Source organism: Methylobacterium phyllostachyos (assembly GCF_900103445.1).
Lineage (GTDB): Bacteria > Pseudomonadota > Alphaproteobacteria > Rhizobiales > Beijerinckiaceae > Methylobacterium > Methylobacterium phyllostachyos.
Window position 1 is genome coordinate 53,197 of record NZ_FNHS01000014.1, and the last position, 14,070, is coordinate 67,266.

At 68.0% G+C, this 14,070-nt stretch carries 16 protein-coding genes; 3 read left to right on the forward strand and 13 right to left on the reverse strand.

Annotation, left to right across the window (positions count from 1 at the left end):
* Positions 1-5 precede the first annotated feature (5 nt).
* Both BLQ49_RS21375 and BLQ49_RS21380 read left to right on the forward strand, forming a co-directional pair.
* Complete coding sequence (locus BLQ49_RS21375; RefSeq protein ID WP_091719427.1) at positions 6-404, forward strand: Mth938-like domain-containing protein; 399 nt, start codon at positions 6-8, stop codon at positions 402-404.
* Positions 404-1,282 carry a phytoene/squalene synthase family protein gene (locus tag BLQ49_RS21380; RefSeq protein WP_091719429.1) on the forward strand — a complete coding sequence of 293 codons (879 nt, stop codon included), beginning with the start codon at positions 404-406 and terminating at the stop codon, positions 1,280-1,282. Before BLQ49_RS21375 ends, BLQ49_RS21380 begins: the two co-directional genes overlap by 1 nt.
* A 149-nt stretch (positions 1,283-1,431) precedes the next feature.
* On the opposite strand, the gene BLQ49_RS21385 is transcribed toward BLQ49_RS21380, so the two are convergent.
* The 5 genes from BLQ49_RS21385 to BLQ49_RS21405 form a co-directional block, all read right to left on the reverse strand.
* A complete protein-coding gene (locus BLQ49_RS21385; protein WP_091719708.1) occupies positions 1,432-2,028 on the reverse strand; it encodes a protein-L-isoaspartate O-methyltransferase family protein in 597 nt (198 codons plus the stop codon).
* A gap of 62 nt (positions 2,029-2,090) precedes the next feature.
* Complete coding sequence (surE, locus tag BLQ49_RS21390; protein WP_091719431.1) at positions 2,091-2,855, reverse strand: 5'/3'-nucleotidase SurE; 765 nt, start codon at positions 2,853-2,855, stop codon at positions 2,091-2,093.
* On the reverse strand, positions 2,855-4,201 hold the full coding sequence (gene serS, locus BLQ49_RS21395) for a serine--tRNA ligase (RefSeq protein ID WP_091719433.1): 1,347 nt from the start codon (positions 4,199-4,201) through the stop codon (positions 2,855-2,857). The genes surE and serS overlap by 1 nt, the downstream gene beginning before the upstream one ends.
* Positions 4,202-4,285: 84 nt before the next feature.
* Entirely contained in the window at positions 4,286-4,648 is a 363-nt protein-coding gene (locus tag BLQ49_RS21400; RefSeq protein ID WP_091719435.1) for a YybH family protein, read from the reverse strand.
* A gap of 77 nt (positions 4,649-4,725) precedes the next feature.
* Positions 4,726-5,169 (reverse strand): OsmC family protein, encoded by a 444-nt coding sequence (locus BLQ49_RS21405; RefSeq protein ID WP_091719437.1) that lies wholly within the window; start codon positions 5,167-5,169, stop codon positions 4,726-4,728.
* A 160-nt stretch (positions 5,170-5,329) separates the two neighbouring features.
* Between BLQ49_RS21405 and BLQ49_RS21410 the strand changes: the two genes are divergently transcribed.
* Positions 5,330-6,205 (forward strand): ATP-binding protein, encoded by an 876-nt coding sequence (locus BLQ49_RS21410; RefSeq protein ID WP_091719439.1) that lies wholly within the window; start codon positions 5,330-5,332, stop codon positions 6,203-6,205.
* 323 nt (positions 6,206-6,528) lie between these two features.
* On the opposite strand, the gene rfbH is transcribed toward BLQ49_RS21410, so the two are convergent.
* The 8 genes from rfbH to BLQ49_RS21450 all read right to left on the reverse strand — a co-directional run bounded on the left by rfbH (position 6,529) and on the right by BLQ49_RS21450 (position 14,067).
* Positions 6,529-7,851, reverse strand: coding sequence for a lipopolysaccharide biosynthesis protein RfbH (gene rfbH, locus BLQ49_RS21415; protein ID WP_091719441.1), 1,323 nt, complete (start codon positions 7,849-7,851; stop codon positions 6,529-6,531).
* A 147-nt stretch (positions 7,852-7,998) separates the two neighbouring features.
* A complete protein-coding gene (locus tag BLQ49_RS21420) occupies positions 7,999-8,538 on the reverse strand; it encodes a dTDP-4-dehydrorhamnose 3,5-epimerase family protein (protein WP_091719444.1) in 540 nt (179 codons plus the stop codon).
* Positions 8,538-9,449 carry an NAD-dependent epimerase/dehydratase family protein gene (locus BLQ49_RS21425; protein ID WP_167627753.1) on the reverse strand — a complete coding sequence of 304 codons (912 nt, stop codon included), beginning with the start codon at positions 9,447-9,449 and terminating at the stop codon, positions 8,538-8,540. The genes BLQ49_RS21420 and BLQ49_RS21425 overlap by 1 nt, the downstream gene beginning before the upstream one ends.
* Complete coding sequence (gene rfbF, locus BLQ49_RS21430) at positions 9,434-10,204, reverse strand: glucose-1-phosphate cytidylyltransferase (RefSeq protein ID WP_091719448.1); 771 nt, start codon at positions 10,202-10,204, stop codon at positions 9,434-9,436. Before rfbF ends, BLQ49_RS21425 begins: the two co-directional genes overlap by 16 nt.
* A gap of 52 nt (positions 10,205-10,256) precedes the next feature.
* The gene (rfbG, locus tag BLQ49_RS21435; RefSeq protein WP_091719450.1) at positions 10,257-11,357 is read right to left on the reverse strand and encodes a CDP-glucose 4,6-dehydratase; all 1,101 of its coding nucleotides are present in this window, start codon (positions 11,355-11,357) and stop codon (positions 10,257-10,259) included.
* A 72-nt stretch (positions 11,358-11,429) separates the two neighbouring features.
* Positions 11,430-12,371 (reverse strand): glycosyltransferase family 2 protein, encoded by a 942-nt coding sequence (locus tag BLQ49_RS21440; protein ID WP_167627754.1) that lies wholly within the window; start codon positions 12,369-12,371, stop codon positions 11,430-11,432.
* Positions 12,372-12,718: 347 nt separating this feature from the next.
* Positions 12,719-13,189 (reverse strand): dUTP diphosphatase, encoded by a 471-nt coding sequence (gene dut / locus BLQ49_RS21445; protein ID WP_091719454.1) that lies wholly within the window; start codon positions 13,187-13,189, stop codon positions 12,719-12,721.
* Positions 13,186-14,067 (reverse strand): HpcH/HpaI aldolase/citrate lyase family protein, encoded by an 882-nt coding sequence (locus BLQ49_RS21450; protein ID WP_091719711.1) that lies wholly within the window; start codon positions 14,065-14,067, stop codon positions 13,186-13,188. Before BLQ49_RS21450 ends, dut begins: the two co-directional genes overlap by 4 nt.
* Positions 14,068-14,070 lie beyond the last annotated feature (3 nt).

Below are 14,070 nucleotides of genomic sequence, written 5' to 3' on the forward strand. Positions count from 1 at the left end.
CCGAGATGGCCGATCAGCCGAATCCAAAGTCCTTTGAATCCGGCTTCGTGCCGGGGCGCCACATCATCGATACCTACGGCAATGGCGGTTTCCGCTTCGCCGGGATGTCGCATCGCGGCTCGATCCTGATGCTGCCCTCGGGTGTCCGCGCCTGGGAGGTGACGGAACCTCGGGCGATCGACCGGACGGCGCTCCGCCCGGTCCAGGCCGAGGCCGCGGGAATCGAGCTGTTGCTGGTGGGCACCGGCCTCGACATCGCGGCGATCGACCCGGCCTTGCGCGGCTGGCTGAAGGATTTCGGCGTCGGGCTCGACGTGATGCAGACCGGCGCGGCGGCCCGCACCTACAACATCCTGGTGGCCGAGAACCGCAAGGTCGCCGCCGCCCTGATCGCGGTGGCCTGATGCCAGACGTCGAGGGCAAGTCGGCCGAGACCGGGCTCGCCTTCGCCCAGTCCCACTGCGAGGACCTGGTGCGGGCCGGCGATCCGGACCGCTACTACGCGGCCCTGTTCGCCCCGCCCGCCGCCCGCCCGCATCTTTTCGCGCTCTACGCCTTCTCGTTGACCATCGCGCGGGTGCGCGAGGCCGTCTCGGCCCCGATGGCCGGGGAGATCCGCCTGCAATGGTGGCGCGATGCCTTGCAGGGCGAGGCGCGGGGCGATGTCCGCGCCAACCCGGTTGCGGCCGCCCTGGAGGAGGCGATCCGGGTGAACCGCCTCAGTCGCCAGCCCTTCGTCGACCTGATCGATGCCCGCGTCTTCGACCTCTACGAGGATCCGATGCCCCGGGTGAACGATCTGGAGGGCTATTGCGGCGAGACCGCCTCGGCGCTGTTCCGGCTGGCGAGCCTCGTGATCGGCAACGGCACGGAGCCGGGCGGCGCCGGGGCGGCGGGGCACGCTGGCGTTGCCTACGGCATCACTGGTCTGCTGCGCGCCCTGCCCTGGCACGCCCGTTCGGGCCAGGTCTACCTGCCGGCCGACATCCTCGGTCGCTACGGCGTCACCCGCGAGGATATCGTCACGGGCCGCGGCGGGCCGGGCCTGCTTCGCGCCTGCGCCGATCTGCGCGACCTCGCCCGGCAGCACCTGAAGGCCTTCGAGGCGGCACGCCCGACCATCGCACCCTCGGCCGGCGCCGCCTTCCTGCCGGTCGCCCTGGTGGAGCCCTACCTCGCCGCCATGGAGCGGGGGAGCTACGACTCGCTCAACACGCTTGTCGAGATGCCGCGCTGGCGCCGCCTGTGGCGCCTGTGGCGGGCGGCGCGGCGGGTGGGGTGAGCGACTCCGTCCCGTCTTTGCGAGCGCAGCGAAGCAATCCAGACAGCGCGCCCTCCCCGTGATGTCGCGCATCCCCGGGTCGCTTCGCTGCGCTCGCGATGACGGTGCTGGCGATCGGTCAAGCCCGTTGGCTTGAGCACGGCTTGCTGTCAGAGAACCCGCGCCAGCCCCGGTACCAGCGCCGCGAGACGCACAGGCGCGTCCGGCTCCGCTTCGGCCTCCGGTGACGCCAGCACGGCGGCCCGGCAGAGCCCGTCACCGCTGAGGCCCGTCACCAGTCGCCCGCTGGGTTCGAGCGCGGCGCGCCAGTGCGGCGGGATCGCCTCCACGCTACCGTGGACGAGGATCCGGTCGAAGCCGCCATCCGGCAGCTCGGGTGCCAACCCGTCCGCCCGGACGACATGCGCCTCCGGCAGCGCGGCGAGCCGCCGCGTCGCCTCGACGGCGAGCGTGACCGAGCGCTCCAGGCTCAACACCGCGCTCGCCCCAAGCCGGGCGAGCAGCGCCGTGACGTAGCCCGAGCCGGTGCCGATCTCCAGGACGCGCTGGCCCGGCTCGACGCGCAGCAGCGCCAGCATCACCGCCACCGTGGACGGCGCCGTCATGGAGGCGCCGCAGGGCAGCGGCAGGGCGATGTCGCACCGGGCGTGCTCCCGGTACTGCGGCGGCGCGAAGGCCTCCCGCGGCACCTGCTCCATCGCCCGGAGCACCGCGGTGTCCCGCAGGCCCCGGCCCCGGAGCGCCATCACGAAGGCCGCGTTCCCGGCCGCCGCCTCCAGGCTGCCCAGATCGATCGACGTCCGTTCGATCACTCGGCAAACGCCTGCGCGAAACGCGTCAGGGTCGGTTCGTCGGTGAGATCGAGGCGGAGCGGCGTCACCGAAATCCGCTTCTCGGCGATGGCCTTGAGGTCCGAGCCGTGGCCCGGCTCGAACCGGGCCTTGGCGAAGGCCAGCCAGAAATACGGGTTGCCGCGCCCGTCGACCCGCGCGTCGATCGACAGCAGCGCCTGATTGCGGAAGCCCTGCGCCGCCACCGCGATGCCCTGAACGTCGGCCGGCTCGCAATCGGGGAAATTCACGTTGATCAGGATGCCGGGCTCGATGCCCGTGTCCAGGATCTTTTGGATCACCTTCGGCCCGTGCGTCCGCGCGCAATCCCACTTGAGGGCGCCGCGCCCGCCCGCACCGTAGGCCTGGCTCAACGCGATGGAGCGGATGCCCAGGATCGTCCCCTCCATGGCGGCCGCGATCGTGCCGGAATAGGTCACGTCCTCGGCGACGTTCTGGCCGCGGTTGACCCCCGACAGGATGAGATCCGGCCCGTGATCGCCCAGGATGTGGCGCACGCCCAGGATCACGCAGTCGGACGGCGTGCCCTTCACGGCGAAGCGCTGCTCCGAGACCTGCCGCAGCCGCAGCGGATCGTTCAGCGAGAGCGAGTGCGATACGCCCGATTGATCGCTCTCCGGCGCCACCACCCAGACGTCGTCCGACAGGGCCCGGGCGATTTCTTCCAGGGTTGCGAGGCCCGGCGCGTGGATGCCGTCGTCGTTGGTGACCAGGATGCGCATCAGCGGGTGCCCTCGATCCGGTTGAGCCCGCCCATGTAGGGGTGGAGCACCGACGGGACCGTGATGCTCCCATCCGGGTTCTGATAATTTTCCATCACGGCGATGAGCGCGCGGCCGACCGCCACGCCCGAGCCGTTGAGGGTGTGGACATAGGCCGGCTTGCCGTCCTTGCCCCGGTAGCGGGCGTTCATCCGCCGCGCCTGGAAGTCGCCGCAGACCGAGCACGAGGAAATCTCGCGGTGGGTGCGCTGCCCCGGCACCCAGACCTCGATGTCGTAGGTTTTCTGGGAGGCGAAGCCCATGTCGCCGGTGCACAGGGTCATCACCCGGTAGGGCAGATCCAGCTTCTTCAGGACGGCTTCCGCGCAGGTGAGCATCCGCTCGTGCTCGTTCGCGGATTCTTCGGGCGTCGTGATCGAGACCAGCTCGACCTTGTTGAATTGGTGCTGGCGCAGCATGCCGCGGGTGTCCCGCCCCGCCGCCCCGGCCTCGGCCCGGAAGCACGGGGTGAGCGCGGTGAAGCGCAGGGGAAGTTCCTCCTCGCGGAGGATCGATTCGCGGACGAGGTTGGTCAGCGGCACCTCGGCGGTGGGGACGAGCCAGAAATGCTCGTCGCTGACTGGCGCCGACTCCGCTCCCGCTTGCCCCTGCAGCGCCTTGACGTAGTCCAGCCCTTTGAAGACCGAGAACTGGTCGTCCTCGAACTTCGGCAGCTGCGCCGTGCCGAACATGGCGGCGTCACGCACCAGAACCGGCGGCGCCACCTCCAGATACCCGTGCTCCTGCGTGTGCAGGTCGACCATGAATTGCCCGAGCGCCCGCTCCAGCCGGGCGAGCTGGCCCTTGAGCACCACGAAGCGCGATCCGGACAGCTTGGCCGCCGCCTCGAAATCCATCAGGCTGGTGGCCTCACCGAGTTCGAAATGCTCCTTGCCCTCGGTCAGCCGCTCGCGGGTCGAGGCGTGGCTGCGATAGACGACGTTGCCGTGCTCGTCCGCGCCCTCCGGCACGTCGGCTTTCGGCCGGTTCGGGATCGCGGCGAGCCGGTCGGACAAAGCCTTGTCGGCCGCGTCCTGCGCGGCCTTCAGCTCCGGCTCGGCCGCCTTCAGCGCAGCGACCTCCGCCATCAGGGCGGCGGCGCGGTCCTCGTCCTTGGCCTTCTTGGCGCCGCCGATCTCCTTGGCGAGCGCGTTGCGCCGCTCCTGATTGGCCTGCGCGGCCGAGACCGACGATTTCCGCGCCTCGTCCAGGGCGATCAACTCGGCCGAGAGCGGCGCGAGGCCCCGGCGTTGGAGATCGCGGTCGAAGGCGTCCGGGTTCTCCCGGATGGCGCGGATGTCGTGCATCGAGTCGGCTCGGGTCTTTCGCGCGGCGTCGGCGCGCGGGCTCCGCTTTGCCGCATCGCGTCCGGTGGGACAAGCGCGCGCCGGTCAGTCCTTCGGCGGCGCGAGCTTGAGCTGGTCGATCGCCCAGAGCCACGTCCTGTCCGCCTGCTCCCGGGCGACCTCCACCGAGAAGGCGCCCTTGGGCAGCCGGGCGAAGGTCATGGCGAGCGACCCATTGCGCAGGGGTGGCAGGGTCTCAGGCGCCGGGAAGTCGGATTTGCGCGCCAGCAGGTCGGTGTAGAAGCTGCGGATCTCGGTATGGCCGGTGGCCACCACGCGGCCGGCCGCCAGAATGGCATCCGGCTCGTATAGGGCGACGAGGCCTTCGACGTCGCCCGCATTGGCGCGCTGATTGAACAGGGTGGCGAGCGCTTCGGGGGTGCGGGCGGGCTCACGGGTTTCCGGCATGGCGTCTCCTCGTCCGGTTCGCGCGACCGGTTCGCCTTCAGGAATGCCCCGGGCGGCGGATCTTTCCGCGGGTGGGCTCATTTCAGGCGGGTTCCGTCCCCATCCGTCACCGAGACGGAGACCGGGATCCCGGCCTTCACACTCTCCGAGACGGTGCAGAACCGCTCGAACTGCTCCAGCACCCGGTCGATCCGCGGCATCTCGGCGGCGGCCGCGCCCAGGCCGATCCGCACGTCGATCCCGGTGATGCGCAGGCGCCCCTCGGCGTTGCGCTCCACCCGGCATTGCGCCTCGGCGCCGACGCCCCGCGCGTCCTGCCGGAACTTTCCGAGGGCGAAGACCAGGCTGGCGCAGAGGCAGTTCGCGACGCCCGAGATCAGGATCTGCTCGGGGAACGGCCCCGTTCCGCCACCGATTGGGGGCGCCTCGTCGGTGACGAGTTCCGGCAGCGCGGCGCCGAAATCGACGGTGAAGACGTAATCCGCAACCTGGGTGATCCGGATCGTCGGTCCCGCGTCCATTTCTGCTCCCCGGCGGCGCGTCTCGCCCCCTGCGGGATGCAACGCCCGATCTGCGCGCCTGTTCGGTGGGTTGCGCCATGCATCCGCAACCGGGTGCTTTCCCGCGACGATCCCCGTAGAACCGGCCCCTCACAGCCGCGAACCCGAACCCCCCGAGCCGATGACGAGCGCCCCGACCCTCGACGCCCTGATGCCCCTCCTGGAGCGCATCGCCACCGCGCTGGAGCGCGCCGCGCCCCCGGCCCCGCCGGCCTTCGATCCGAACGCCGCCGACGCCTTCCTGTGGGGCCCCGAGCGCCGGCTCACCCCGGTGCCCGAGGTGGCCCGCGTGGAGATGAGGCTGCTCACCGGGATCGACCGGGCCCGCGACACCCTGGTGGAGAACACCGAGCGCTTCGCCCGCGGACTGCCGGCCAACAACGCCCTGCTGTGGGGCGCCCGTGGCATGGGCAAGTCGTCCCTCGTCAAGGCGGCCCACGCGGAGATCAACGCCCGCCGGCCCGCCGGATCGCTGCCGATGAAGCTCGTGGAGATCCACCGCGAGGACATCGAGGCCCTGCCCGACCTGATGGCCCTGCTGCGGCCGGATCCGCACCGCTGGCTCGTCTACTGTGACGACCTCTCGTTCGACGCCGACGACACCTCCTACAAGTCGCTCAAGACCGCCCTCGACGGTGGCATCGAGGGGCGGCCCGGGAACGTCCTGTTCTACGCGACCTCCAACCGCCGCCATCTCCTCGCCCGCGACATGATGGAGAACGAGCGCTCGACCGCGATCAACCCCGGCGAGGCGGTCGAGGAGAAGGTCTCGCTCTCGGACCGGTTCGGCCTGTGGCTCGGCTTCCACAAGTGCAGCCAGGACGAGTATCTGGCGATGATCCGCGCCTATACGGAGCGTTACGGCCTCGACGTGCCGCCCGAGACGCTGCGGGCCGAAGCCCTCGAATGGGCCACCACCCGCGGCTCCCGCTCGGGCCGCACCGCGTTCCAGTTCATCCAGGATCTGGCGGGGCGGCTCGGCAAGACGCTGGATTGATCGTCAATCCGATAGGGCCGACAGCCAGATCGTCCCTTGTCGCCCGATGACCGGGGCGGCAGCCCAAGGATGGCTGTCAGCGACGTTGCTCGCGCGCCCGCAGCCTGCCGGGTTTGTCGCCCGGGGCCGTGGCGTCGCGCAGGCCGTTCCGCCCCGCATCGCCGCCGCGATCCCGGCCCCCCGCGGCCCGGGGACGCTTGATCGATGACGGCCCGGGCGAATGGTGGAACCGAGGGCGCACTCAACCGGCGGCAGCTGTTGTCGGCGCGACCGGATGGACGCCGAGACCGACCCGGCGGCCGGCCCAGCGCCGCCAAATCCGGCTATCCGCCGGCGCGCAATTCTTCCGCCACCGCCTGAAGCATGTCCGCCATGTAGTCGAGCATGGGCTCCGTGAGGCCGGGCCAGACCCCGATCCAGAAGCTATCACGCATGATCTTGTCGGTATTCAGTAATTCACCGTGGGTACGGTAGGTCACGTCCCGGAAGGCGGGCTGCCGTGTGAGGTTTCCTGCGAACAGCAAACGAGTCCCGACACGCCTCTGCTCCAGGCGCGCAACGAGCGCGTTCCGATCGACGCCGGCCCCCTCCCGCACCGTGAGGAGATAGCCGAACCAGCTCGGCTCGGAACCGGGGGTCGCTTTAGGCAAATGAAAGATCTGGTCGAGCGCCCGTTCTCTCAGGCGTCGTTCGAGACCGGCGAAATTTTCCCGCCGCCGGGCCACGAAGTGGTCGAGCTTGGTCAGCTGGCTAACACCCAGAGCCGCCTGCATATCGCTGACCTTCAAATTGTAGCCGATATGCGAATACGTATATTTGTGATCATAGCCGCGCGGCAGTTCGCCGAGGGTCCAGCCGAAGCGGTTGCCGCAGGTGTTGTCGGTTCCCGGCTTGCAATAACAATCCCGGCCCCAGTCCCGGAACGACTCCGCGATCTTGGCGAGCGATCCGCGCTCCATCAGGACAGCCCCGCCCTCGCCGGTGGTGATGTGGTGGGCCGGGTAGAAGCTCAGGGTCGCGATCTCGCCGAAGGTGCCGACGCCCTGCCCTCCGATGCGGGCACCGAACGCGTCGCAGCAATCCTCGACCAGCCAGAGACCGTGCCGGCGGCAGATCTCGGCGACCCGAACCACATCGAACGGGTTGCCGAGCGAGTGCGCGATCATGACGGCGCGGGTCTTGGGTGTCACCGCCGCTTCCAGCAGGTCGACGTTGACGTTGTGCGTCTCGACATCGACATCGACGAAGACGGGTATGCAGCCGTGCTGGACGATCGGCGCGACCGTGGTGGGGAAACCCGCCGCGACGGTGATCACCTCGTCCCCGGGCCGAAGACGGCGATCGCCGTGCTTCGGCGAGGTCAGCGCCGCGAAGGCCAGGAGATTCGCGGCCGAGCCCGAGACCGTCAGCCGGGCATGGCGCCGGCCGAAAACGGCCGCGAGCTCCCGCTCGAACCGGTCGGCGTAGCGACCGGCCGTCAGCCACATGTCGAGGGACGCGTCGATCAGATGGGCGCAATCCTCGGCGTCCATCACCTTCCCGGAGGGTGGGATGTAGGTTTCACCGGGCACGAAAGCCGGCGTCCCGCGGGCCTCGAAATGCGTCCGCGCGAGGCTCAGGATTTCGGCGCGCAGGGTGTCGGTCATGGGGGTAAAACGCTCTCGTCCGGTCGCTGGTATCCAGCGCTTCCCTGCTGGATCGGCGGAGGGCCACATGTTCGCAATCGAGGAAGGCGATCGGTCTGCCGTGCGCGGTCATCGGCCGCCGACCCTCGCGGGCGATGCCGATATCGTTCAGAAGGGGGTTTCGAAGTCGTCGAGGCGCGGGTGGGTGCGGTCCCGCTGCGACAGGATCGGGTCCGCGATCTGCCAGTCGAACCCGAAGCTGTCATAGGCGATACCCGCATCGGCCTCGGGGGCGTGAACCGACGTTACGAGGTAGAGCAGCGTCGCCTCGTCGGAGCGTACGGCAAATCCGTGGGCGCAACCCTCCGGGATGTAGACCCCCGTCGGCGTGCCGCCGTCAAGTTCGAAGGCGACCGCACGCTTGTAGCTGGGCGAGTCCCGGCGCAGATCGAGGACGACGTCGGTCACGGTGCCGGTCAGGCACCAGACAAGCTTGGCGTGCTGGTGCGGCGGCATCTGGAAATGCATGCCGCGGATGACGTCCCGCCTCGATGTTGAACTGTAGATCTCCGAAAAATCGGTTCGCAGCCCCGACCCGGTCAGGCTCGGCGCATGCATCAACTTGTGAAAGCTGCCGCGCGGATCCTGGCCGCCCGGCGCACGGAGGGAGAAAACCCCTGGCATATCGCTCGGCTGGCTATCGAACATCAGGGTGTCTCGATGAGTTCGCTCAAGCCGCGATCCAGGCTCACGCCAGCGGACCAGCCGGGCAGAAGCGGCCCCTCCCAGGGGCGCATCACTTCCCGCGCCCGGTAAGGCCGCGCCCCCCAGAGTACCGGCACTGGACGCGCGCCGAGACGCTCGATCCGTGTCACCAGCTCGCGCAGCGTCAGGGTCTCGGGTCCGCGCAGGGCAAAAGACGCGTGCGTCCCGGCAGGGGCACCGCGCAGCCTGTCCAGCGCGACCCGCACGCCGGACAGGACGTCGTCGACATGCAACAGGTTGATCCGCTGCTCACCCGGGGAAAGCGCGAGTTGCCGCCCTTCCGTCCGGGCTTGAAGCAGGGCCGATATGAGCTTTCCGCGGCGATCCTCCGGCCCATAGGTATCCGGAAGCTTCAGCGTCAGGATCGAGACGCCTTCGGCTTCGGCATAATAGGCGGCGATGTCTTCGAAAGCCTGCTTGGTCGCGGCGTAAAGCGTCGCCGGCTTGTAGTCGTCGCTCTCGAAATGTTGCCAGATCGTCCCGAAATTCACGAGGGCCCTGACACCGCACCGCGCCATCGCGTCCAGAAGCTGCGTGCCGAATAACAGGTTGCTTTCGATCAGGGGGGCGACGTGTTCCGGTCCGTGTACGCCGACAAAGTGAGTCGCGGCATGGATCACGGCGTCGGGAGCGAAAGCCCGCACCAGCCCATGGAGATCGCTGGTCGAGCCGTCGTGGCGCAGGATCGTCGCGCGCGGATCGAGACAATCGGCCGACGACCCCGCCCGTAGCAGGGCTCCGACAGAGAAGCCCGCATCCGCGAACCCACGCGCCAGGCGACCGCCGACGAAGCCGGTCGCGCCGGTGATGAGCAGGCGTCCGGACGACCGGGATAAGTCTACCACGTCTTCCACGGCGCGCGTCCCGACGCCCAGAGCGCCTCGAGATTCATCTTGTCTCGCAGGGTGTCCATCGCCTGCCAGAAGCCGTCATGAACGAAGGCCTGCAATTCACCGGCCTGCGCCAAGCTTTCGAGGGGTTCGCGCTCCCAGATTGTCTCGTCGCCCGCGATCGTGTCGATGACCGACGGCGCGAGCAGGAAGAAGCCTCCGTTGATCCACCCGCCTTCGTTGTCGGGCTTCTCCTCGAAGGCGGTGACCTGAGTGCCGTCGAGGGACAGGTAGCCGAAGCGCTTATCCGGTCTCACGGCCGTCACCGTCGCGCGCTTGCCGTGGGCGCGGTGGAAGTCGATTTGCGCGGTGAAATCGATGTCGCTGACGCCGTCCCCATAGGTGAACGCGAAGAACTCCTCATCCTCGAGGTGGTGGCGAATGCGCTTCAGGCGACCGCCGGTCATGCTGTGCTCGCCCGTATCCACCAGCGTGACCGTCCAGGGCTCGGCCGTCTTGCGGTGGATCTCCATGCGGTTCTCGGCGATCTTCAGCGTGACATCGCTCATGTGCAGGAAGTAGTTCGAAAAATACTCCTTGATGACGTAACCCTTGTACCCGAGGCAGATCACGAAATCATTGATGCCGTGCCGGCTGTAGCCCTTCATGATGTGCCACAGCATCGGGCGGCCACCGATCTCGACCATCGGCTTCGGCCGCGTGGCGGTCTCCTCGGACAGGCGCGTGCCCAGGCCGCCGGCGAGAATGACGGCCTTCATAGGCCGCTCCTGGGAGATTCGAGCCCGGGCCGGATCGTGCGCTGACGGGAAGTCATGCTAGAGCCTCGTCGTTGCGTGCATGGCTGTCAGTCCCGGCGAGGCGACGGTAGTCGGCGATCTGTGCCTCCACGAGCGCCCGCGCAGAGGCCGGGCGCTCGTGATAGCCGCGATACCAATCCATCGTCAGGCGCACCGTGTCCGCCAAGCTCAGCAGGGGCCGCCAGCCCAAGCCGGCCTCCGCCTTGGCCGCATCCAGCTTGAGGATGCCGGCCTCGCTCAGAGGCGACGCCTCGACGCGGACCGCGATCGGGTCTCCGCCCCAGCGCGCGAGGGCCTGGTCGATCAGCTGCCGCACCGGAATCTCGTTGGCCCGGGCCGGCCCGAAATTCCAGGCACCGACGGCCGCATCGTCGGCGGCGAGGAGGCGTTCCCCGAGCAGAAGGTAGCCGTGCAGGAGTTCGAGCACATGCTGCCAAGGCCTGACCGCTGCCGGGTGGCGCAACACGAGCGGTGAACGGGCCTGGATCGCGCGGACCAGATCGGGGACGATGCGATCGTCGGACCAGTCACCACCACCGATCACGTTGCCGCCGCGCGCCGTCGCGAGGCGCAGGTGCGATCCTTCGACCAGGGCCTGCCGATAGCTGCCGGCGATGATCTCGGCCGCTGCCTTGCTCGCGCTGTAGGGATCCTTGCCGCCCAGCGGATCCGTCTCACGATAGCCCCAGACCCACTCGCGATTCTCGTAGCACTTGTCCGAGGTGACGCAGACAACCGCCACCACCGAGGTGGCTTTGCGGGCCGCCTCGAGCACATGGGCGGTGCCCATGACGTTGATCGCGAAGGTTTCGAGGGGGGCGGCGTAGGACTGCCGAACGAGGGCCTGGGCAGCGAGGTGAAAGATGATCTGTGGTTGGAACGCCTCGATTGCGGTCGACACAGCCTCGGCCTCACGGATATCGGCGACGCGCGATTGAATTCGCTCGGCCAGCCCGAGATCACGGAACAGGTTTGGTCTGTCATCCGGCGGCGCCAGAGCCAGCCCCATGACGTCCGCGCCTTGGTCGAGCAGCCAAGCGACGAGCCACGCTCCCTTGAATCCCGTATGACCCGTGACGAGGACGCGCGTGCCGCGATATCGTTCGAGCGTCATGCCAGGTCATCCGGTCGGGCTGAAGAGCGGTCGATCATCCCGCTCACGCGTCGGTCGAAGCAGCGGGCCGGTTCATATCTCATTCCCGTGCAGCATGCCGACATGAACGTCGGCCGGGCTGCGTGTTTGATCGAGAAATTCATAAAAAAAGGTTTGCAGGGCCGACGGATCGATGTTCTCTTTGATCAGGAAACGCCCGCAGGCACCGCGAAACATCATGATCATGTATTGAGTGATTGCTCTCTTGAAGTGTTCTGATCTCGAAAAATCTCCAAGGATTGGTCTAAGGTGCTCGAAGAATTGGAACAGGCCCAGATAAGTCTGACTTTCGACTGACGTCGCCTGCGTGCTCTCCTGCTTCTGATGAATTCGATACAGGAAGACCGCCTCCGGAGCATAGAATATCTTGGACTTGGGTGAGTTGACGCCTACGAACGGAATCGTATCGGAAAAATAGGATGCGGAGAGTGTCGGCTGCTCGAAGCGCAACCATTCCGTTCGCCGGTAGAACGTCGAAAAAACCGTGTTGATCTGATTGTGCGCGACCGGACTCGCGAAATAACGGATCAGCCATGGCTCGGCCGGCTCGGACATCGCCGCGGACGACAAGGGATCGGCTTGATGTACGATCCTGCTCTCACCGTCTATGAGGACTCTGAGTCCAAGCCCGGCCTGGATTGTATCGTCGGTTTCGAATGCTTGCACCATCGTCGAGATGTAGCTGCCCGAAATCAGGTCATCATCGCTTAGAAGCAGCAGATATTTTCCGCGCGCGCGCTTGACCGCGTCGTTGACGTTTGCCTCCATAGGGATCGTAAAGGGCCGATTGATGACCTGAAACCGATCGTTCTGAAGCTGGGACAGAAAATTGAACGTTCCATCCTTGCTGGCGTTGTTGCTGACAATCAATTCCAGATTGCCGTAGTCTTGAAGTGTTATTGATCGCAGTGTTTGAACGAGAAGTTCAAGACGATTCAAAGTCGGAACTACAATTGAAACCAATGGCGGTGACATCGATAAACCTGTTCTTGTCTGGAAAGGCCAGCTTGGCCTGACGGAACAAAAGACGGACTGACCTCGGTGCTGCCTGGTCATGACGTTGGAGCGGTGAGCCGCATACGTCAAAGGAAATTGTCGCGGCCACCGGTGCCGTCGGCCAGCTTCCGCGATGCTGCTGCGGCCACCGGCTGCCAGTGAATACCGCGGGCGACACCGGCATGCTCAGCCAGGACCGTCCGGCTCGACCTGAAAACACAACGTTGCGAACGGCTGACGATCACACCTGCGGTCCGCGTGGCGTGGGATCCCGCCACGTCCCGCTCGGGATTTCCCGGCCGCAGCGCCGACGCCGGATCGCCGACTCACAGACCGCTCGAACCGAACCCGCCCGACCCGCGGCCCGAGCCACCCCCGGCTTCATCTTTCAGGACGGTCAGGGTGGGCCGGGCGATGCGGGTGAAGACCAATTGCGCGATCCGCTCGCCCGGTTCGATCCGAACGGCCTCCGACGCATCGCGATTCCAGGCCGAGATCAGGAGGGGGCCTTCGTAATCCGCGTCGATCACGCCGGTGCCGTTGCCGAGGATCAGGCCGTCCCGGTGTCCGCGGCCGGACCGCGGGAAGATCAGGCCGCACCAGGCGGGATCGCGGATCAACACGCTGAACCCCGCCGGGATCAGCGCCGGCTTGCCCTGTGGCGGCAGAAGCAGCGGCGCGTCCAGGCAGGCATGCAGGTCGAGCCCCGCGGCGGCGGACGAGCCCCAGCGCGGGAAGCCCCAGCCGGTGAGCCGCGGGTCGAGCAGCCGCAGGCCGACCTCCGGCAGGTCGCTCACGCGGAAAGCCGCGCGATCGCCTCGGCCATCGCGAGCGTCCGGCGGGCCGCCTCGACGTGGAGACGCTCGACCATCTTGCCGTCGAGCGCGACGACCCCGCGGTCGCGATTCTCCGGCGCCTCGAAAACATCCATCAGCCGTCGGGCCTGCTCGACCGCCACGGCGCTCGGCCCGAAGGCGGCGTTAGCCGGGCCGATCTGGCTCGGATGGATCAGCATCTTGCCGTCGAAGCCGAGGTCGCGGCCCTGCGCGCACTCGGCCGCGAAGCCGGAGGCGTCGGTCAGGTCGGTGAAGACGCCGTCGATCGCCTCGATTTCGTAGGCCCGGGCGGCGGCCAGCACCGTCATCAGCCAGGGAACGAGGGCGGCGCGCCCCGGCGGCGGGATCCGGGCCGCCTTCAGGAGGTCGTTCGGGCCGATCACCAGCGCGGCGAGCCGCCCGTCGACATCCCGGGCCGCCCCGGCGATCTCGGCGGCGTTGACCACCGCCATCGGCGTCTCGATCATCGCCCAGACCCGGGTCGCCAGCGGCGCCCCGAGCCGGCGCAGGCGGGATCCGACGGCGATCAGCGTGTCGGAGGTGCGGACCTTCGGCACCAGGATGGCGTCCGGGGCCGCCGGCGCGAGCGCCACGAGGTCGGCCTCACCCTCCTCGGTCTCGGGTGGGTTGATCCGAACCACGACTTCGCGCGCCCCGAAACCCCGGGCGGCCACCGCGGCGGCGACCTGCGCGCGGGCCGCTTCCTTGGCCTCCGGGGCGGTCCCGTCCTCCAGATCGATCAGGATCACGTCGGCGGGCAGCGTCCGCGCCTTTTCCAGAGCTCGCGCGTTGGAGCCGGGCATCGCCAGGACGCTGCGACGGGGACGGATCTCAGTCATCAC